The 19504-nt window shown below is 58.9% G+C and carries 19 protein-coding genes; 11 read left to right on the top strand and 8 right to left on the bottom strand.

Annotation, left to right across the window (positions count from 1 at the left end; translation table 11 throughout):
• Positions 1 to 339: 339 nt before the first annotated feature.
• The 3 genes from H6A25_RS04815 to H6A25_RS04825 all read right to left on the bottom strand — a co-directional run bounded on the left by H6A25_RS04815 (position 340) and on the right by H6A25_RS04825 (position 2719).
• Positions 340 to 1338 carry a deoxyguanosinetriphosphate triphosphohydrolase gene (locus H6A25_RS04815; RefSeq protein WP_204750861.1) on the bottom strand — a complete coding sequence of 333 codons (999 nt, stop codon included), beginning with the start codon at positions 1336 to 1338 and terminating at the stop codon, positions 340 to 342.
• Between the two features lie 80 nt (positions 1339 to 1418).
• Positions 1419 to 2054, bottom strand: a complete 636-nt coding sequence (locus tag H6A25_RS04820) for an IMPACT family protein (protein WP_204750862.1) — start codon at positions 2052 to 2054, stop codon at positions 1419 to 1421.
• Between the two features lie 62 nt (positions 2055 to 2116).
• The gene (locus H6A25_RS04825; protein ID WP_204750863.1) at positions 2117 to 2719 is read right to left on the bottom strand and encodes a hypothetical protein; all 603 of its coding nucleotides are present in this window, start codon (positions 2717 to 2719) and stop codon (positions 2117 to 2119) included.
• A gap of 194 nt (positions 2720 to 2913) precedes the next feature.
• On the opposite strand from H6A25_RS04825, the gene H6A25_RS04830 reads away from it, so the two are divergent.
• From H6A25_RS04830 to sfsA, 10 genes are all read left to right on the top strand, one after another.
• Positions 2914 to 4413, top strand: a complete 1500-nt coding sequence (locus H6A25_RS04830) for a lipopolysaccharide biosynthesis protein (protein ID WP_204750864.1) — start codon at positions 2914 to 2916, stop codon at positions 4411 to 4413.
• A 281-nt stretch (positions 4414 to 4694) separates the two neighbouring features.
• Positions 4695 to 5699, top strand: coding sequence for a 3-deoxy-7-phosphoheptulonate synthase (gene aroF / locus H6A25_RS04835; protein WP_204750865.1), 1005 nt, complete (start codon positions 4695 to 4697; stop codon positions 5697 to 5699).
• A complete protein-coding gene (locus H6A25_RS04840) occupies positions 5686 to 6549 on the top strand; it encodes a prephenate dehydrogenase (RefSeq protein ID WP_204750866.1) in 864 nt (287 codons plus the stop codon). Before aroF ends, H6A25_RS04840 begins: the two co-directional genes overlap by 14 nt.
• A complete protein-coding gene (aroB, locus tag H6A25_RS04845) occupies positions 6546 to 7607 on the top strand; it encodes a 3-dehydroquinate synthase (RefSeq protein WP_204750867.1) in 1062 nt (353 codons plus the stop codon). The genes H6A25_RS04840 and aroB overlap by 4 nt, the downstream gene beginning before the upstream one ends.
• A gap of 1 nt (position 7608) precedes the next feature.
• Positions 7609 to 8877, top strand: a complete 1269-nt coding sequence (gene aroA, locus H6A25_RS04850; protein WP_204750868.1) for a 3-phosphoshikimate 1-carboxyvinyltransferase — start codon at positions 7609 to 7611, stop codon at positions 8875 to 8877.
• The gene (gene aroC / locus H6A25_RS04855; protein ID WP_204750869.1) at positions 8855 to 9958 is read left to right on the top strand and encodes a chorismate synthase; all 1104 of its coding nucleotides are present in this window, start codon (positions 8855 to 8857) and stop codon (positions 9956 to 9958) included. The genes aroA and aroC overlap by 23 nt, the downstream gene beginning before the upstream one ends.
• Before the next feature lie 23 nt (positions 9959 to 9981).
• On the top strand, positions 9982 to 11124 hold the full coding sequence (locus tag H6A25_RS04860) for a bifunctional chorismate mutase/prephenate dehydratase (protein WP_204750870.1): 1143 nt from the start codon (positions 9982 to 9984) through the stop codon (positions 11122 to 11124).
• A 1-nt stretch (position 11125) separates the two neighbouring features.
• Complete coding sequence (locus tag H6A25_RS04865; protein ID WP_204750871.1) at positions 11126 to 12382, top strand: shikimate kinase; 1257 nt, start codon at positions 11126 to 11128, stop codon at positions 12380 to 12382.
• Positions 12354 to 12785, top strand: coding sequence for a type II 3-dehydroquinate dehydratase (gene aroQ, locus H6A25_RS04870; protein ID WP_204750872.1), 432 nt, complete (start codon positions 12354 to 12356; stop codon positions 12783 to 12785). The genes H6A25_RS04865 and aroQ overlap by 29 nt, the downstream gene beginning before the upstream one ends.
• The gene (gene sfsA / locus H6A25_RS04875; protein WP_204750873.1) at positions 12782 to 13462 is read left to right on the top strand and encodes a DNA/RNA nuclease SfsA; all 681 of its coding nucleotides are present in this window, start codon (positions 12782 to 12784) and stop codon (positions 13460 to 13462) included. The genes aroQ and sfsA overlap by 4 nt, the downstream gene beginning before the upstream one ends.
• An 84-nt stretch (positions 13463 to 13546) precedes the next feature.
• On the opposite strand, the gene H6A25_RS04880 is transcribed toward sfsA, so the two are convergent.
• The 5 genes from H6A25_RS04880 to H6A25_RS04900 all read right to left on the bottom strand — a co-directional run bounded on the left by H6A25_RS04880 (position 13547) and on the right by H6A25_RS04900 (position 18630).
• Positions 13547 to 14665: an ABC transporter substrate-binding protein gene (locus H6A25_RS04880; RefSeq protein ID WP_204750874.1), complete on the bottom strand. Its 1119-nt coding sequence runs from the start codon at positions 14663 to 14665 to the stop codon at positions 13547 to 13549.
• Positions 14666 to 14706: 41 nt separating this feature from the next.
• Complete coding sequence (locus H6A25_RS04885) at positions 14707 to 15480, bottom strand: ABC transporter ATP-binding protein (RefSeq protein ID WP_204750875.1); 774 nt, start codon at positions 15478 to 15480, stop codon at positions 14707 to 14709.
• Between the two features lies 1 nt (position 15481).
• Positions 15482 to 16564: an ABC transporter permease gene (locus tag H6A25_RS04890; RefSeq protein ID WP_243423243.1), complete on the bottom strand. Its 1083-nt coding sequence runs from the start codon at positions 16562 to 16564 to the stop codon at positions 15482 to 15484.
• Between the two features lie 552 nt (positions 16565 to 17116).
• A complete protein-coding gene (locus H6A25_RS04895) occupies positions 17117 to 17455 on the bottom strand; it encodes a DsrE family protein (protein WP_204750876.1) in 339 nt (112 codons plus the stop codon).
• A gap of 32 nt (positions 17456 to 17487) precedes the next feature.
• Positions 17488 to 18630, bottom strand: a complete 1143-nt coding sequence (locus H6A25_RS04900) for an amidohydrolase (RefSeq protein ID WP_204750877.1) — start codon at positions 18628 to 18630, stop codon at positions 17488 to 17490.
• A 173-nt stretch (positions 18631 to 18803) separates the two neighbouring features.
• Between H6A25_RS04900 and H6A25_RS04905 the strand changes: the two genes are divergently transcribed.
• A complete protein-coding gene (locus H6A25_RS04905) occupies positions 18804 to 19475 on the top strand; it encodes an MgtC/SapB family protein (protein ID WP_204750878.1) in 672 nt (223 codons plus the stop codon).
• Positions 19476 to 19504: the final 29 nt, after the last annotated feature.

Consider the following 19504-nt stretch of genomic DNA (forward strand, 5'->3'; position numbering starts at 1 on the left):
CCGCGGCGGAGTGCCTCCGCTGTCATATTGCGCTCCCGCGGCGGAGTGCCTCCGCTGTCATATTGCGCTCCCGCGGCGGAGTGCCTCCGCTGTCATATTGCGCTCCCGCACTAGGCAATTAAATTCACTCAAGCTGGTTGAACCCACTTGGCCCCAGCTGGAACCCCGCCTGGGGCGCGAAAAAGGTCGGGGAAAAACTTAGTTTTTCCCCGAGAGCCAGCGGCGGCGTCACCTACCGGAATGATGGTTATTTCGGCCTTGTGCCGAAATAACACGCCGCCAATGCCGGAAATCCCTTTCCGGATTTCCGGCAGCCTTCGCCGCAGCGAAGGCTCTGGCTCATTTGTTCCACGATTGGGGGATATACAGGCGGGAGAACACATCCACCGCAAAGCGGTCGGTCATGCCGGCCACATAATCGCAGGCGGCCCGCTCGGCCCCCTCCTGCAAGGCGATCTGCATATAATCGGTGGGCAGATCGTCGGCGTTCTCCGAAAAATGCCGGTAGAGCTGGGTGAGTACCCATTGCCCTTTCCGCTCCTCCCCCTTGGCCCGGGGATTCTGGTACACATGGCGGAACATAAAGTCCCGCATTTCCAGCATGGCCTCCTCCAGAAGGGGCGGCAGGCCGATCTCCCCTTCTTCCTCTCCGTAGGTCAGAAGACCGTTGACCAAAGTGTCGATGCGCTGGGAATGGGTCTGGCCCAGCACACGGCGCAAAGACGCCGGAATATCCTGGGGCGAGAGGATGTCCCCCCGGATGGCATCGTCGATATCGTGATTGAGATAGGCGATCCGATCGGCATAATGGACGATGCGCCCTTCCATGGTGTCGGCTTTTTTCTTTCCGGTGTGGCACAGAATGCCGTCCCGCACCTCCATAGTCAGGTTCAGCCCCTCCCCGCCCTTTTCCAGCCGGTCCACCACCCGCAGGCTCTGCTCGTTGTGGGCAAAGCCCCCGGGCACCACTTCTCCCAGCGCCCGCTCTCCGGCGTGGCCGAAGGCGGTGTGGCCCAGGTCATGGCCCAGGGCGATGGCCTCGGTCAGGTCCTCGTTGAGCCGCAGGCCCCGGGCCACCGTGCGGGAGATCTGGGAGACCTCCAGGGTGTGGGTCAGCCGGGTGCGGTAGTGGTCCCCTTCCGGGGACAGAAACACCTGGGTTTTGTGTTTCAGCCTGCGGAACGCCTTGGAATGGATGATCCTGTCCCGGTCCCGCATAAAACAGGTACGGCTGGGGGATTCCTCCTGGAGCTTGAGCCGTCCCCGGGACGCACTTGCCAGACAAGCCCCTTCCTGCAAGGTACGCTCTTCCAGCTCTTCCAGTCTTTTTCGTATCACAGGGCATCCCTCCCTTTATATAATACGCCAAAAAGGCCGGTTTTCCTTCTTTTCCAGGGAAAATTTTTTCTTTCTTCCCGTTATTTCACCCGTTTGGCACGCAGGGACACTTCTCCCTTCCGGGGGGTGACCCGGCCGGAGGTGCTGTCCACCACCTGGGCGGCAAAGCCCTCAAATTTTTCATCGGGGATGGAAAAGTGTATGACCACATGGTCGGAATATTCCACATCGTCCTCCTGGGCGTCAAAAGCGGGCATCAGGCTGCGCACCGTCTCAAACAGGGAATAATCGCAGGGGATGCTCCCCTGGCGGAAGGGCACCATCTCGGCCACCCCGGCGGCGTCCACGGCGATCTTGGCCCCGTGGCCATAGGCCCGGGTCAGCCCGCCGGCCCCCAGCTTGATGCCACCGAAATACCGCACCACCACGCACAGCACATCGAAGATCCCCTCTTTTTTCAGCACCTCCAGAATGGGAAGGCCGGCGGTTCCCTGGGGTTCTCCCGCATCGGAGAAACGCATCACCTGGCCCTCCTCCACGATGTAGGCATAGGCCACGCAGGAGGCATCCCAGAATTCCTTCTGCATTTTTTTGATCTGATCCATGGCCTGCTGGGTGCTGGTCACCTGAAAAATATGGCCGATAAACCGGCTTTTTTTCTCGGTAAACTCCTCCTTCCCTTCTGCAAAGGGCACCTTTTTCCCTGCCATGCTCATATACATTCTCCCCTTTCACAAGCTGGAAAAGCGGCCTTTTTTCATCAAAAGGCCGCTTTCTTTCATTCCTGCTCTTCGGTTTGTGCTTCCTGCTGTTGCTTTTCTTCCTGCTGCCGCTTTTTTTCCTCCTCGGCCCGGCGGCGCTGCAAAGCCTCCCGGCGGGCGGCTTTTTTCCGCTTCATCAGTTCTTCCCGGGCCTGCTTGATGGACAGGTCGTTTTTGATCTTCATATATTTATAGATATCGAAGATGCACACACTGCCCAGGAACAGGGCGATGAAGAAATGGGTCCAGGTGAAATCCAGCAGCATCCAGGTGACACCGCCCAAAAAGAGCACATAAAACACGATGGCCATAATCAGATAGGGCTTGCCCTCGGGGCAGATGACAATGGGTTCTTTGTGCCGGGGGGCGTCTTTCATCTTTTTGGCCTGTTCCTCGGTGATCAGGGGGCCGGCCCGTTTTTCCTCCTGGCGGCGCTTGTCCTCCCTGCCCCAGCAGAAAAAGGCTGCCACCACAAAAAGCAGGATCTCGGCGATAAAGCCGATCACATTGGGGTTTGCGCCTGTGATCCACAGAACGATCATGTGGATCACTTCCGCCACGCCCAGAATGGCAAAAAGCAGGGTGAACATCATCCACACGCTGAGCTGTTTCATTTTCATGCCGTTTTTTCCTCCGTTTGTTCTGCACAAGGGCCTTTCCAATGGCCCGTATTGTTTTAGTATACACTGACGGCGGCTTTTTTTCCACCATTATTTTGTGTATTTTCATAAGAATGACATTTTTCCCGAAAGGCAGTATAAATTGTTTGGTTTTTTTGCTATACTGGTAGAATCACGGAATGGAGGTTTGATGCATGGGTTCGGGAAACTCCTATAAAAAGCTTTTTTCCACCACCATGATCCTGGCCATTGGCTCTTTCAGCTCCAAGGTGCTGGTGTTCCTGCTGGTGCCCTTCTATACCCGGGTTCTCTCCCAGAGCGAATACGGCACGGCCAACCTGATCACCCAGGCCTGCAACCTGCTGATGCCCCTGGTGTCGGCAGGCATTGCCAACGCCGTCATCCGCTTTGCTTTGCAGAAAGGCAGCAACAAAAAAGGCATCTTTTCCATGGGGCTTGTGACGGTGCTTTGCGGCGGCCTGGGGCTGCTTCTGCTGTCCCCCCTTCTGTCCCTGCTGGACTTTGTGCAGGGATATACCTTCCTGGTGTTCCTTTATGTGCTGATGAGCGCACTGCATACGGTGTGCGCCCAATTTGTCCAGGGAATGAAATACACCAAGCTCTTCGCCCTGGACGGGGTGCTGCGCACCATTATGACCATCGGCTTCAACATTCTTTTGCTGGTGGTCTTTGACCTGGGCATCTCAGGTTATGTGCTGGCCACCATTCTGTCCGACGCTTTGTCCACCCTGTTTTTGTGGTACATCGCCTCTCTGGGCCGGTTTTTCTCCCTGCGCCACATCGACCGGGACACCCGGCGCACCATGCTGCGCTATTCGGTGCCCCTGATCCCCACCATGATCTGCGTGTGGGTCGTCAGCATGAGCGACCAGTATATGCTGGAGTACATCCTCAATGATCTTTACAGCGCCGCAGCCAACCTGCCCAACCAGGTGACCCGCATCATGGGCGTGGTGGGCGACGCCTGCAAGCAGAAGCTGCCCCTCCCCGACACCTATGCCGTGGGCAGCGCCGCGGTGGCCATCTATGTCATCTCGAGCAAGGTGCCTCACATCCTGTCCATCGTGGCCAGCATCTTCGGCGACGCCTGGCAGATCTCCATCGTCTCCGAGGACCCCCAAAAACAACAGCGCTTTTTCTCCAATGTGTTCGCCACCTATCAGTGCGTGGCACTGGTGGGCTCTTCCGGCCTGATCATGACGGCCAAGATCATGGTCACCCTGCTGGCTGCCCCCTCCTACTATACCGCCTGGCGGTATATCCCAGTGCTGGTGCTGGGCATCACCTGCTCCTGCCTGGCCACCTTCCTGGGCAGCATCTATATGGTGGAGCGGCAGAGCGTCCATACCCTGACCACCACGCTGCTGGGCGCCTTTCTCAACATCGGGCTGAATCTGCTGACCATCCCCCCCATGGGCGTCATGGGCGCCGCCCTGTCCACCTGCCTCAGCTATCTGCTGATGTTCCTGGTGCGGGGAGTGCACACCCGGAAATACATCCCCGTCCATTGGCGGCTGCATAAATTCCTGCCCTCCTGCGCCCTGGTGGTGCTCCAGGCCGCTCTGATGCTGTGGGAAGTGCCCCTGTGGCCCCTGTGGCAGATCCTGTGCTTCCTTCTCATCACCCTGCTCAATATCAAAGAGCTGTTCCGCTCTCTTTTCCGGCTTTTTTAGGCTTTTTTCCCTTTTCCCCCTTTACATCGGGCCACCGGTGTGTTATGTTACAAGCAGAAACACAAAACAGAGGAGATCATGCGCCATGGTCAGCCGTCTTTTTACAGCTGCATATTACTTTTACTTTAGCTTTATCAGCTTTTTTGATAAGGCTTATTTGAGTTTTGCTGTAAAAAGCCCCTGCCTCGGTTGATTCCCTGAGTCAAGGCCAGCGCGGCCCCGCAGCGAAATTCGCAGCGGGGCCGTTTTTTTGTGCCGTAGGAGAAAGGATTTGTTGTAAAATGGTAGTGCTTCTCAAGAAAAACGCCCCTCAGCAGCAACTGGACAGTCTGACCGCCTGGCTTCAGAGCATGGACATCACCCCCCACATCTCCGTGGGCTCCCATCAGACCATCGTGGGGCTGGTGGGCGACACCTCCAAGGTGGACATGGATGTGATCCGGGCCATGGACATTGTGGAAGATGTGAAACGCATCCAGGAACCCTTCAAAAACGCCAACCGGAAATTCCATCCGGAAGACACGGTGATTGAGGTGGGCGGCGCCCGGATCGGCGGCGGAAACTTCTGCGTCATGGCCGGGCCGTGCTCGGTGGAAAGCGAAGAGCAGATCGTGGAAGTGGCCAAGGCAGTGAAGCAGTCGGGCGCCCAGGTGCTCCGGGGCGGTGCCTTCAAGCCCCGCACTTCCCCCTACGCCTTCCAGGGCCTTCAGGGCGACGGCATCAAGCTGCTCCTTCTGGCCAAGCAGGAAACCGGCCTTCCCATCGTCAGCGAGATCATGGACGCCTCCCACATTCCCCTCTTTGAGGATGTGGACATCATCCAGGTGGGCGCCCGGAATATGCAGAACTTCACCCTGCTGAAGGAACTGGGCAAGCTGCGCAAGCCGGTGCTGCTCAAGCGTGGCCTGGCCAACACCCTCCAGGAGCTGCTGATGAGCGCCGAATACATCATGGCCGGGGGCAATGAGCAGGTCATCCTCTGCGAGCGGGGCATCCGCACCTTTGAGACCTACACCCGCAACACCCTGGATCTTTCGGCCATCCCGGTGCTTCATTCCCTGTCCCATCTGCCGGTGATCATCGACCCCAGCCACGCCACCGGCCAGAGCAAGCTGGTGCCCCCCATGGCGCTGGCTTCGGCGGCCGCAGGGGCCGACGGCCTGATCATCGAGGTGCACAACGACCCGGCCCACGCCCTGTGTGACGGCCCCCAGTCCCTCACCCCGGAAGATTTCCACACCCTGATGCAAAAAGTGGGAGGGATTCTGCCCTATGCCTTCCGGTGATTTTGAGAAGATCGGCGTTCTGGGCCTGGGGCTCATCGGCGGCTCCATGGCCCGGGCGGCAAAAGAGGCTGGCTGCACTGTCTTCGGCCTGGACCGGGATTCCCAGGTGATGGACAAGGCTGGAGCCATCGGCATCCGGCCTATGACAGAAGAAGTCCTTCCCCAGCTGGATATGCTCCTCACCGCCCTCTATCCCGGGGCCACATTGAAGGAGATGGAGCGCCTGGCCCCTCACCTTTCCCAAAGCACGCTGGTCATCGACCTGTGCGGGGTGAAGATGGCGGTGGTGCCCGGCATGGAAGAGCTGAGCCGCCGGTATGGCTTCCCCTATCTGGGGGGCCATCCCATGGCGGGAAAAGAAAAAAGCGGCTGGGACTTTTCCCAGGCCGGACTTTTCCAGGGAGCTTCCATGATCCTCACGCCGGGAGAAGGCTTTGACCCCGCCCTTTATGACAAAGCGGCCCGGTTTTTCCTCTCCCTGGGCTTTGGACGCATCACCAAAAGCAATCCCCGCTCCCACGACCGGATCATCGCCCTCACATCCCAGCTGGCCCATGTGATCTCCTGTGCCTACATTCAAAGCCCCACGGCAGAGGATTTCTCCGGCTTTTCCGCCGGAAGTTTTCAGGACATGACCCGGGTGGCCCGGCTGAACGAGACCATGTGGACCGAGCTGTTCTGGGACAACCGGGAGTTTCTCACAGGGGAGATCCGGGGCATGGCCCGGCGGCTGGAACATTACGCCAGCCTGCTGGAAACCGGAGACAAAGAAGGGCTTTTTGATCTGCTGCGGGACGCCAGAGAAAAGAAAGAAGAGTCGGACAGCATTCTGAAAGGTGGAAAAAGATGAAAACCGTATCCATTGATTCTTCCAAACAATATAACATCCACATCCAGCGGGGCCTTTTGAAGAAGGCCGGGAGCCTGATCTCCCAGGTGCACCCCCGGTGCAAGGTGGCCATCATCACCGATGACAATGTGGCCCGGCTCTATCTCTCCCAGGTGTCCGCCGGGCTGGAAAACGCCGGGTACTCCCTGTGCACCCTCATTCTGCCCCACGGCGAACACAGCAAAAGCCTGGGTGTCTGGACCAAGGTGCTTCAGTTCCTGGCGGAAAACGGCCTGACCAAAAGCGACCTGGTGCTGGCCCTGGGCGGCGGAGTCATCGGGGATGTGGCAGGCTTTGCCGCCGGCACCTATCTGCGGGAAATCCCCCTTATCCAGCTGCCCACCACCCTGCTTTCGGCCATCGACAGCTCGGTGGGCGGCAAGACCGGCATCGACCTGCCCCAGGGCAAAAACCTGGCCGGGGTGTTCTGCCAGCCGGAGCTGGTGATCTGCGACACCGCCGCCCTGGACACCCTCACCGACCATTATTTTGCCGACGGCTGCGCCGAGGGCATCAAGTATGGCCTGCTGGCCGACAAAGATCTCTTTGACGCCTTTGCCCGAGGGCTGAACCGCCGGGATATGGACGACATCGTCTGCCGGTGCGTGGAAATCAAGCGGGATTTCGTCCAGGGGGACGAACGGGACATGGGCAAACGGCAGATGCTCAATCTGGGGCATACCGTGGGCCATGCCATCGAAAAACTCAGCGGCTACTCCATTTCCCATGGTCACGCCGTGGCCATGGGCATGGTGGTCATGTGCCGGGCCGCCTATTCCCTGGGCTATTCCCAGGAAAACTGCACCCCGCCTTTGCTCCAGGCCCTGGATGCCTGCCACCTCCCCTCGGCCTGCCCCTATGACGCCGCCTCTCTGGCCAAGGCCGCCCTGTCGGACAAAAAGCGCCGGGGCGACAGCCTGACCCTGATCCTGCCCCAGCGTATGGGAGAGTGCTGCCGGGAGACCATCCCCATGAAAGACCTGGAAGGCTTCATCGCCGCCGGACTGGGGGAGCGGTAACATGGACATCTGCATCACCCCTGCCCCCTTGGGCGGGCGGGAGCAGGCGGTGCCCTCCAAATCCCACGCCCACCGGCTGTTTCTGTGCGCCGCTCTGTGCCGGGAAAGCACCCTGCTCCATATCCCTGCCCCCTCCCAGGACATTCTGGTCACCATGGATTGCCTGCGGGCCCTGGGGTGCAAAATTGATTCCCTGCCGGAGGGAAATTTCCGCCTGACCCCGCCGGAGCACTTTTCCCCCTCCCCCGACCTTTTCTGCCGGGAAAGCGGCTCCACCCTCCGCTTTTTGCTGCCGGTGGCGGCGGCTTTGGGAGTGGAGGCCCATTTTTCCGGGGAAGGACGGCTGCCGGAGCGGCCTTTGGATGAGCTGCTGACCCAGCTCATGGAGCATGGCGCAGCCTTTTCCGCACCACTCCTTCCCTTCACCCTTTCGGGCAAACTGAAAGGCGGCGTCTTTACCCTGCCGGGGGATGTGAGCAGCCAGTACATCACCGGCCTGCTCCTGGCCGCCCCCCTGATGGAAGAAGGGTGTGAAATCCTTCTCACCTCCCCCCTCCAATCGGCCCCCTATGTGGAAATGACCCTTTCGGCCATGGCCCAGTTCGGGATCACAGCGGAAAAGACCCCTCAGGGCTTTCGGGTCGCCCCGGGGCAGCACTACCAAAGCCCCGGTCCGGTCACAGCCGAGGGGGACTGGTCGGGCGCGGCTTTTTTCCTCTGCGCCGGGGCCCTGGGCGGACCGGTGACCGTCTCCGGCCTTACTCCCTGCTCTTCCCAGGGGGATAAGGCGGTGGCCGATATCCTCCGGGACATGGGCGCTATCCTTTCCTGGGATGGGGATGCCCTCACCGTCTCCCGGGGTACGCTCCGATGTGTCACGGTGGACAGCGCCCCCATTCCCGACCTGATCCCGGTGCTGGCCCTCACCGCCGCCTGCTGCACGGGCGAAAGCCGCTTCACAAACGCCGGACGCCTGCGGCTGAAGGAAAGCGATCGTCTCAGCGCCATCTGCCGCATGATCACCGATTTGGGCGGCACGGCTTTCTGTGAGGGAGACACCCTCATCGTCCGGGGCGGCACCCTGCGGGGCGGCACGGTAACAAGCGGCGGCGATCACCGCATGGCCATGGCCGCTGCCGTGGCCGCCTGCCTGTGCCGTCAGCCGGTGATCATCGGGCAGGCCCAGGCGGTGGACAAATCCTACCCCAGCTTCTGGGAGGAATACAACGAGAGAGGAGGAAAGGCCCATGAGCTCCACCTTCGGCCATAGCCTGCGCATCAGCCTGTTCGGCCAATCCCATTCCCCTGCCATCGGCGTGACCATGGACGGTCTGCCCGCCGGGCTGAAAGTGGACATGGAGGAAGTCTGTGCTTTCCTGGCCCGCCGTGCTCCCGGCCAGGGGGCCTATGCCACCGCCCGGAAGGAAAGCGATACCCCGGAAGTGCTTTCCGGCCTGGTGGACGGTTTTACCTGCGGCGCGCCCCTCTGCGCCGTGATCCACAACAAGGACACCCGTTCCAAAGACTACGAAGCCATGCGCCAGCTTCCCCGGCCCTCCCACGCCGACTATGCCGCCTATGTGAAATACGGCCGGTACCACGACATCCGGGGCGGCGGTCATTTTTCCGGCCGTCTCACCGCTCCATTGTGCTTTGCCGGGGCCGTAGCCTCCCAGTTTCTCCGGCAAAAGGGCATTTCAGCGGGCGCACACATTGCTTCCATCGGAGAGGTGGAGGACACCCCCTTCTCCCCGGTGAACCTGACCGAAGAAGAGCTGCTCACCCCTTCCCGCCACAGCTTTCCTGTGCTGTCCCCGGAAGCGGGAGAAAAAATGCTCTCCCTCATCGCCCAGGTGAAGAGCGAAGGGGACAGCATCGGCGGCACCATCCAGGGCGCTGCCATCGGCCTGCCCCCCGGCCTGGGCGAGCCCATGTTCCAGGGGGTGGAAAACCTGCTGGCCGGGGCGCTGTTTGCCATTCCCGCCATGCGCGGGGTGGAGTTCGGGGCCGGCTTTGCCGCATCCCGAATGCGGGGCAGCCAGCACAATGACCCCTTTTACCGGGACGAAAAGGACCGGGTGCGCACCCGCACCAACCGCCACGGCGGTGTGCTGGGGGGCATCACCTCGGGAATGCCCCTGCTCTTCCGCTGCGCCATCAAGCCCACCCCCTCCATCGCCCTTCCCCAGGAGACGGTGCGGCTTTCCGGCGGTGAGGACACCCTGCGCATCGAAGGCCGCCACGACCCCTGCATCCTCCCCCGGGCGGTGCCCTGTGTGGAGGCGGTGACTGCCCTGGTGCTCTGCGACCTGTGGCTGACCACTTACGGCAATCAAAGAACAGAAAAATAGATGGAATGAAAGGATGAAACACCATGGAACTGACCGACCTGCGCGGCCGGATCGATGAAATCGATACACAGCTGGCTCAACTTTTCAAACAGCGGATGGACATTGCCCGGCAGGTGGCCGAGCAAAAGGCCAAAACCGGCAAACAGGTGCTGGACCCCTCCCGGGAACGGCAGGTGCTCTCCCGGGTATCCGATCTGGTGGGCGAGGACTACGAAAGCTATGCCCGGCTTTTGTGGAACACCCTGTTTGATGTAAGCCGCTCCAGCCAGCGGCGGGCCCTGGCCCAGGACACCCCGCTGAAAGAGCGCATCACAAAGGCCCTCCAGGATACCCCCGCCCTCTTCCCCAAAAAAGCGGTGGTGGCGGTGCAGGGCGTGGAGGGGGCCTATTCCCAGCAGGCCTGCGACAAGCTGTTCGCCCTGCCCTCCATCCTCTATTTCAATCAGTTTGAAGGGGTGTTCCAGGCGGTGGAAAAGGGCCTGTGCCCCTATGGCATCCTGCCCATTGAAAACAGCTCGGCCGGCTCTGTCACCCAGGTCTATGACCTGATGAAAAAATACAACTTCCACATCGTCCGCTCCATCAAGCTGAAGGTGGATCACGCCCTTCTCACAAACCCCGGCGCCACCCTTTCGGACATCAGGGAAGTGTGCTCCCACAGCCAGGGCCTGAACCAGTGCACCCGCTTCCTCAAGGAGCACCCGGAGATCAAGATCACCGTCATGGAAAACACGGCGGCCGCCGCCCGGTATGTGGCCGAAAGCGGCCGGAAGGACATCGCCGCCATCTCTTCTCTGAGCTGCGCCCGGCTCTATGGCCTGACCCCCATTCTGGAAAACTTCCAGGACAGCGACCACAACTACACCCGCTTTATCTGCATCGGCAAAAATCTGGAAATTTTCCCCGGTTCGGACAAAATCAGCCTGATGCTCACCCTGCCCCATGAACCCGGCTCCCTCCATGGGCTGATCGCCCGTTTTGCCGCTCTGGGGCTCAACCTGACCAAGCTGGAAAGCCGCCCCATCCCCGGAAAGGATTTCCAGTTCATGTTCTATTTCGATTTCTCCGGCTCCTTCCAGGAGGAGGCCGTGCTGGATATGGTGAGCACTCTGTGCCGGGACCTTCCCTCCTGCACCTTCCTGGGCGCTTACAGCGAGGTGTTTTAGTATGGCGGATTACGGCCTGATCGGAAACCCTTTGGGCCACAGCTTTTCCCCCCAGCTCCACCGGGCTCTGGGGGGATATGACTACGCCCTGTGGCCCCTCACCGAGCCGCAGCTGGAGCCTTTTCTCATAAAAAGGGAATTTTCCGCCGTCAATGTGACCATTCCCTATAAAAAAGCCGTCATTCCCTATTGCGCTGTCCTCACGGAAGAAGCCCAGCAGATCGGCAGCGTCAACTGCCTGCGGAAAGAGCCGGACGGCACCCTTCTGGGCCACAACACCGACCTGTATGGCCTACTGTACCTGGCCAGGCGGGCCGGGGTGCAGCTGAAAGGGAAAAAGGTAGCCATCCTGGGCAGCGGCGGCACCAGCCTGACGGCCCGGGCCGCAGCCAGAAAAAAAGGGGCCCGGGAAGTGCTGGTGGTCTCCCGCCGGGGAGATTTGACCTATGAGCGGCTCATGAAAGAGCACCGGGACACGGAGGTGCTCATCAACACCACCCCGGTGGGAATGTTCCCCCACGAGGGAGCATACGCCGTGGACCCCAGCCTGTTCCCTCATCTGGAGGGGGCGCTGGATGCGGTGTATAACCCTCTGCGCACCGCCTTTATCCAGAAGGTGGAGGACATGGGACTCCCCTGCTCCGGCGGGCTTCCCATGCTGGCCGCCCAAGCCTGGGCGGCGGTCCGGTTCTTTACCGGAGAAGAGATCCCGGAAGAAAAGCTGGAAAAGGCTCTGAGCCAGCTGGAGCTTTCCCTGACAAACCTCATCCTCTGCGGCATGCCCGGCTCGGGAAAAAGCACCCTGGGTGCCTTGTGCGCTGGGATGCTGGGGCGGACCTTTGTGGATCTGGATACAGAAATCGAAAAGGCGGCAGGCTGCTCCATCCCGGAGATCTTCCGGAAAGAGGGAGAGGAAGGCTTCCGCCGGAGAGAAACAGAGGCCCTGCGACAGCTCAGCCGGGAAAAGGGGTTGGTGCTGGCCACCGGCGGCGGCACGGTGCTGGGGGAAGAAAACCAGGGTCTGCTGCGGCAGAACGGCCTGTGCGTATGGGTGCGCCGTCCCCTGGAAAGCCTGCCCACCCAGGGGCGCCCCCTGTCCCAGGGGGGCCTGGAAAAATTGCAGGCCATGTACCAGGCCCGGGAGCCTTTGTACCGCAAGGTGAGCCAGGCCATATTGGAAAACACCGGCACACTACAAGAGGGAGCGGAAAAGCTCCGGGAGGTATTTTATGAAACTGCTCATCATCAACGGCCCTAACATCAACCTGCTGGGGGTGCGGGAAAAGCACATCTACGGCAGCGAAAGCTATGAGGATCTGCTGCGCTTCATCGATGAAGCCTGCCGGAAGGCAGGGGTGGAGCATGAATGCTTCCAGTCCAACCACGAAGGGGATATCGTGGACAAGATCCAGCAGGCCCTGGGTGTTTTTGACGGCATCGTCATCAACCCGGCCGCCTATACCCACACCAGCGTGGCCATTCTGGACGCCTTGAAAGGGGTAAATCTCCCGGCGGTGGAGGTGCACCTGTCGGACATCTCCCAGCGGGAGGAATTTCGCAAAATTTCCTATGCAGGCATGGCCTGCCAGGCCACCTTTGCCGGTCTGGGCTTCAAGGGTTATGAAAAGGCCATTCTCTATCTGAAGGAGCTTCTCAAATGATCTATCCTCAGGTGGTAGAGGGAATTTTTCTCCGCCGTCCCAACCGGTTCATCGCCCATGTGGAAATCGAGGGCAAAGAGGAAGTGTGCCATGTAAAGAACACCGGCCGGTGCCGTGAGCTTCTGGTTCCCGGCGCCCGGGTCTATCTGGCAAAGGCCCAGAACAAAAACCGGCGCACCGGGTTTGACCTGATCGCCGTATGGAAAGGTGAAAGGCTGATCAACATGGATAGCGCCGCTCCCAACCAGGTATTCCGGGAGTGGGCGCCCTCTTCCGGGCTGTTCGGGGAAAGCCCCTGCATCCGCCCCGAGACCACCCACGGGGATTCCCGGTTCGATTTCTATATCGAAGGGGGAACAAAACCTGCCTTTGTGGAGGTCAAGGGCTGCACCCTGGAAAGTGGGGGCCGGGTCTATTTTCCCGATGCCCCCACCCTGCGTGGCGTCAAACACCTGGAAGGGCTGATCCGGTGCAAAGAAGGGGGATATGACGCCATGGCGGTGTTTGTGGTGCAGATGGAACATGTGCTCTCTTTCTCCCCCAACGATGTGACCCACCCCGCCTTTGGTCAGGCGCTGCGGAAAGCCCGGGAGCAAGGCGTCCGGCTCCTGGCCCTCTCCTGCCATGTGGAGCCGGACAAGCTGGAGATCGCAGACCTTGTTCCCATCCAGCTGTGACATTTCCTCTGGGGAAACGAAAAAAAACTGACGGAAAAATTTCCGTCAGTTTTTTCATATTCGGCTTTTCTATTTTACTGGGCTTTACTGGGCCGTCTTCTCAAACCAGGCCTGCCGGTATTCCGGAGTCTTGCCCAGGGAGTCGTCTCCCAGAGGATGCCAGGCCTTCTCCATGACTTCTGCGGCGTCGTCAGTGGAAGTGATCAGACCCAGGCGGATGTAGTCATCCACGATCTTCTCCAGGGCTGCGCCGGTAAAGGCGTTGGTGGGCCCGAACTGGAGGGACTGGTTCAGCTCCACATTCATGTCGAAGTCATCGCTGTTCAGGCCTTCGTCAATGAGCATCTGAGTGGCCTCTTCCGGATTTTCCCGCATCCAGTCGTGGGCCTTTTTCACGCAATCGGAGATCTTCCGAGCGGTGATGGGGTTCTCTTCCACAAAAGAGCGGTTCATGGCAATGACGCAGCAGGACTCGGTCTGGAAGTCCTCATCCAGCAGGGAGCGCACCACCCGCAGCTTGCCTTCCTGCACCAGGTTGTAGGCATAGGTGTCGGACAGCAGAGCGGCGGCGATCTCGCCGGATTCCATAGCGGGCAGGCAAGCGCTGGTCTCCACCTGCATCAGCTCTACATCTTCCAGGGGATTGATGCCGTCTTTGTCAAACAGGCGGGCAGTGATGTTGTAGTCGCTGGCGCCGATGCCGTTGGGCACAGAGATCTTCTTGCCCTTCAGATCGGCAGTGGTCTCATATTCGCTGTCGGCCAGCACATACAAAGTTTTGCAGCCAATATGGGCGCCGCCCACAAAGGTCAGATCCACATTGTTGGTGCAGGGCACCAGCATGGTGGCGATATGTCCCACAGCCACCTGGACAGCGTTGGCGCCCAGGGCCTCGGTGTAGGAAGTGCCCTTATAGCCTTCGGCCTTCAGGCCGGCTTCTTCATAATAGCCCAGCAGATCGGCCACCAGAGGACCAGAGGTGCAGCCGTCGGCCATATAATAATGGATGGTCTCGCCGTAGGCGGGCTCCTTCTCCCAGGCCTCCTGCTCGCTGCCGCCGGAGGAATTGTCCTGGTCATTCTGCTGCTCCTGCTGCTGGTCGTTGTTGTTCTCCTTCTGGCCCTCATCCTTCTGGCAAGCCATCAGGGTCAGAAGCATGGCGGTGCACAGCCCCAGGCTGAGCAGTCTTTTCAGTCGGTTCATGTCGTTCCTTTCTCCTTTTCTCATATATTTTCCCGTCGGAACTAATCCTTTTCCCGGGATCCAAAGTGGAGCATATCCAGAATCTGGTTTCTATACTCCACGAATTTGGCGCTGCTGCGGTTGCGGGGATACTCCAGATCGATGGGAATCTCTCCCATAACCCGGCCGGGATGGGGCTCCATCACCAGCACTTTGGTTCCCATATAGACCGCTTCATCCACATCATGGGTCACCATGATGGCCAGCTGGCGGTTATTCTGCCATATCTTGAGGATCTCATCCTGCATATTCATGCGGGTGAAGGAATCCAAAGCCCCCAGAGGCTCGTCCAGGAGAAGGATCTCCGGCTTGCAGATCAGGGTACGGGCCAGAGCCACCCGCTGGGCCATGCCGCCGGAGAGCTGGGCCGGATAATCCCGCCGGAACCGTTCCAGGCCGATCACCTGGAGCAGCCGATCCACCTCCTGCCGGCTTTCCTGCTGTTTATAGGTGCCCTGCATACGCATGCTGAAAGAGATATTTTTCTCCACCGTCAGCCAGGGAAACAATGTGGCTTTCTGAAACATCATTCCCCGGGTGGGGGAGGTTCCCCGGATCTCTTCCCCGTTCACCGAAAGGGTACCGGTGGTGGGGACGATCAGTCCGGCGATCAGCCGAAGCATGGTGGATTTTCCGCAGCCGGAAGTGCCCACCAGACTGATGAACTCTCCGTCATGCATTTCCAGATCGATCTCCGAAAGCGCGGTGGTCACATCCCGGGTCTCCACCCGGGCGAAGCTTTTTGTCACTTTATCCAGTTTCAAAATGAGAGACATATTACTGCGTCACTCCAATCTGCCAGCGCAGCACGCGCTTTTTAAAGGCGTTGAGGATCTTGGTGACCACGGTGAAGATCAGGAAGATCACGATAAGGGATGCAAACATATTGTTATACAGGCTCCATGCCTTCTGCCAGGTCATATACCAGCCCAGACCGGCCTTGACACCCAGCATTTCGGCCACCATAATGGCGGTGCAGGCGGTGCTCATGCCCTGGGTCATGCCTGCCATGATGTTGGGCATGGCGTGGGGAATGGCCACCCGGAAGATCAGCTGCCGCTGGCTGGCCCCCAAAATTTTGGCGGCGTCAAAATAGGACCGATCCACATTGGAAACGCCGGCCATGCTGGCCACCGTCACCGAGAACCAAACGCCGATGAACACCACAAACAAATTGCCCAAAGAGAGGGATTTGGCCGCAAAGGCCATGATAATAGGCACCCAGGCCGAGATGGGGATGGGGCCCATGAATTTGATAATAGGATCTATCCAGTAGCGCACTTTACGGCTATACCCGCAGGTGATGCCGGTGGCCAGCCCCACTATAACACCCAAAGCATAACCGCTCATCATCAGCCGCAGAGTGTGCAGGGCGCTGATCGCCAGGGTTTTCCAGTCGGTGACCAGGGCATAAAGGACGCTGTTCACCGAAGGCACCAGAGGGTAAGTGAAAAACTCTGTTTTCAGTGCGCCGATATCAAACAGCGTTCCCACCACCAGCAGCGCCGAATAAAGGGGAGCCTTATAGCGCAGATAACGCAGCACTTTTTTTCTTCCTTGGCGATGCAGAGGGATTCCCACAAAGAGCGCGAGGGTATAGCACGCCAGAAAAAGGATCAGAAGACCGGAATAGAGATAGGGCATGGGGTTATCATGGATACTGGGCAAAAGCAGATATTCCATCAGAGCCAAAATCCCTGTCAGGATGGGCAAGGCCAGAATAATCCCGTCAAACAACTTCTCCCGGGGTGTTTTTTCCCGGTCCTCCAGCTCGGCCAGCTGTTCTCGGGTGAGCCGGGACAGACCCTTGGCATCCCCATCCAGCTGAAGGACCGGAGCGTTTTCCATCTTGTTTTTCAATGCTGCACTTCCTTTGGGGCTCTCCCCCTTTTTTTCCGTAAAAGACCGGTTTCTTTACAAAAACCGGCTTTCACCAAGGGACATTTTGCCACACTCCTCTTTTTTTGTCCAAGAGTTATTTCCAATAATAAAGAGGAAATCTATTGAATTTTTACATATTCCCTCCCCTTTTTACACCTTTTTTCATTTTTTAATTTTATTTTTAGGTATTTTGTACAACACCTTCTCTCAAATGAGCTAAAAAAAGCATCCATTGAAACCTCTGTCTAAACCGTGGACCTATGGCCATCAGGCAGACAGGCCTTAACCCTTATCTTTTATAGGAGTCCTTTTCCGCCACAGCGATCCCCACTCTGCCCGCTAGCAAAAAAACAAAAAACCATTCCCCGGGAGAAGATCTTCTCCCGGGGAATGGTTTTGTCTGCCGGAAAAGCGGATTTTCCACTTTTTCAAGGGTATGGCGGCCAGCCGCCTCTCCCGTTTTTTTTTTGCTCCGGCGGCTTGTATGTGCCCAGGCCAAGAATGTTTGCTTGCGGGTATCCTACCCTTTGGTCAGATGGTGATGACCCGGCCTTCCCCTTTGAGGATCTCTGTGAAGGGGGCGCCCATATAGACACACTCAAAACCGCAGCTTTCCAGCTCTTCCCATGCGCCCAGCTCCTCTGCACATCCTTTGCAGAAGCGGACTTTGATTCCTTTTCCCATGGCCTCCAGCAGCTTTTCCCGGATATGCCGGTTTTCCTGCACCAGCTTTGTTGCGCCGCCCCAGACGACGATCTCTACCTTTTCCCACCAGCTGTTCTTGATACTATTGACCGCATACATCAGAACCATGTATTCCGCCGTCACCGGGTCGCCGTTGGTCCACAGAATGGTCAGTTCCTCTTTCAAAGACACCGTCCCCTTTCAGCTGTACTCTTCTCCTAAATCTGGCTCAGAGCGTCTGCGGCCACCTGGGCATACATGGCGCAGGCCGTAATCAGCGCCTGCTCATCCCCGGCAAAATGATCGCTGTGGAGGGGATACTCACAGCCGGAGCCATAGAGGAAAAAGGCCCCCGGACACAGCTGCATATACTCGGAAAAGTCCTCGGCGATCATCTGACGGCCTTCAGGGGCCACCTGGGCCACCTTCCCGGCGCTCCGGAGGCAAAGATCGGTGAATCCTTCCTCATTGACGCAGGCCTTGGCCACCTTGTCATATTCCAATTTGGCCTCCACCCGGTAGGCCCGGGCGATGCCTTCCACCACTCGCTCCATGGCTCCCGGCACCATGTCGTGAATAGCGGGATCAAAGCTGCGCACGGTGCCCTCCAGCACGGCCTCTCCGGAGATGATGTTGAACCGGGTGCCGCTGTGAAGCTGGCCCACGGTGATCACCAGGCTTTCCAGGGAGCTGATCTCCCGGCTGACCAGGGGCTGCAGGTTCATCACCAGAGCACTGGCGGCCACAGTGGCGTCAATGGCATCCTCCGGCGTGGCCCCATGGCCCGCCTTGCCCTGGATGGTGATCTTGAAATAGTCGGCGGCGGAAAACACCGGTCCTTTGGACCCGGCCACTGTTCCGGCGGGCAGAGAGGGCATATTGTGCATGCCAAAGACCATGTCCACCCCTTCCATACCGCCTTGCTCGATGACGGCCTTGGCGCCTTTGCCCACTTCTTCGCCCGGCTGGAAGATCAGACGCACATTGCCGCCCAGGCTCTGCCGCTCCTGCCACAACAGCCTGGCCGCTCCCAGCAGCCCTGCCATGTGCAGGTCATGGCCGCAGGCGTGCATCAGTCCTTCCGCCTTACTGGCAAAGGGCAGGCCGGTTTCCTCCTGGATGGTCAGCGCATCCATATCGGCCCGCAAGGCCACCGTCTTGCCCGGACGGCCTCCCGGAATCTCGGCCACCACCCCGGAGGGGTTCAGCTTCCGATGGGGAATGCCCATCTCATTGAGCCGAGCCATGATGAAAGCGGTGGTTTCCCGTTCCTCCATGCTCTTTTCCGGGTGCTGATGAAAATGCCGCCGCATGGTGACCATGTATTCCTCCAGCGCCTTTGCCTTGTCCAAATAACTCACAGGTATTTCCTCCCTTTGCTCTTTTTCTCAGCATACCACATCCCGGCCCATTTTCCTAGCCTGAGGGAAAAATTCCCTGGCTCTCCTTGTTATTTTCACCAGATTGTGCTATAATTCTCCCAAGTTGCATAGGTATTTTTCACAACCTTTTTTGTGAAAAAGGAGGGCTGTCCATGATGGCATTCTGGCTGGAACAAGGGGAATACCTGCTGCGGATCCTGCTGGCCATGGGCTGCGGGTTTCTGCTGCGCTTCGGCCGCCAGCGCGGCCCGGTGGTGGCAGGGGGCTGGAGCTTGGCCATGATCGCCGCTTCTGCTTCTTTGCTGATGATCGTTTCCAAATATGGCTTTTTTGATCTGCTGCCCCAGGAAGGCATCGGTCTGGACCCCTCCCGGGTAGCTGCCGGACTGATGACCGCCATCGGTTTTCTGGGAAGCCTGATTTTTGTACACAAGCAAACGGTGGTGGGCCTGCCTACGGCGGTGGCCATCTGGGCCACGGTGGGAGTAGGCATGGCCATCGGTGCGGGGATGTATGTGGTGGGCATTTTCGCCGCCCTGCTGATGACCGCGCTGTATGCCCTGCCCTCCAAAAGCGCCAGCCTGGTGAAAACCCCTATGGCCCAGCGGCTCACCGCCCGGCTGATCTGGAATGAGGCCGCGCTGGAGACCTTGTGGCGCGCTCTGGAGAGCAACCATATCCAGGTAATCAGCTACACCATTGCCCGTCAGGAGCAGGATTTCCTGCTGGTGGAGCTGTATGTCTCCTTCCCCACCGGCTTCTCCCTTCCCCAGGTGCTCAACCTGCTCAGCTCCATCCCCTGCATCCAATCCATCAAACTCTAGTGGCGTGTCGCCACTCCCATACTGTGCTT

Origin of the sequence: Intestinimonas butyriciproducens (assembly GCF_016901775.1) — a bacterium.
GTDB lineage: Bacteria > Bacillota > Clostridia > Oscillospirales > Butyricicoccaceae > Pseudobutyricicoccus.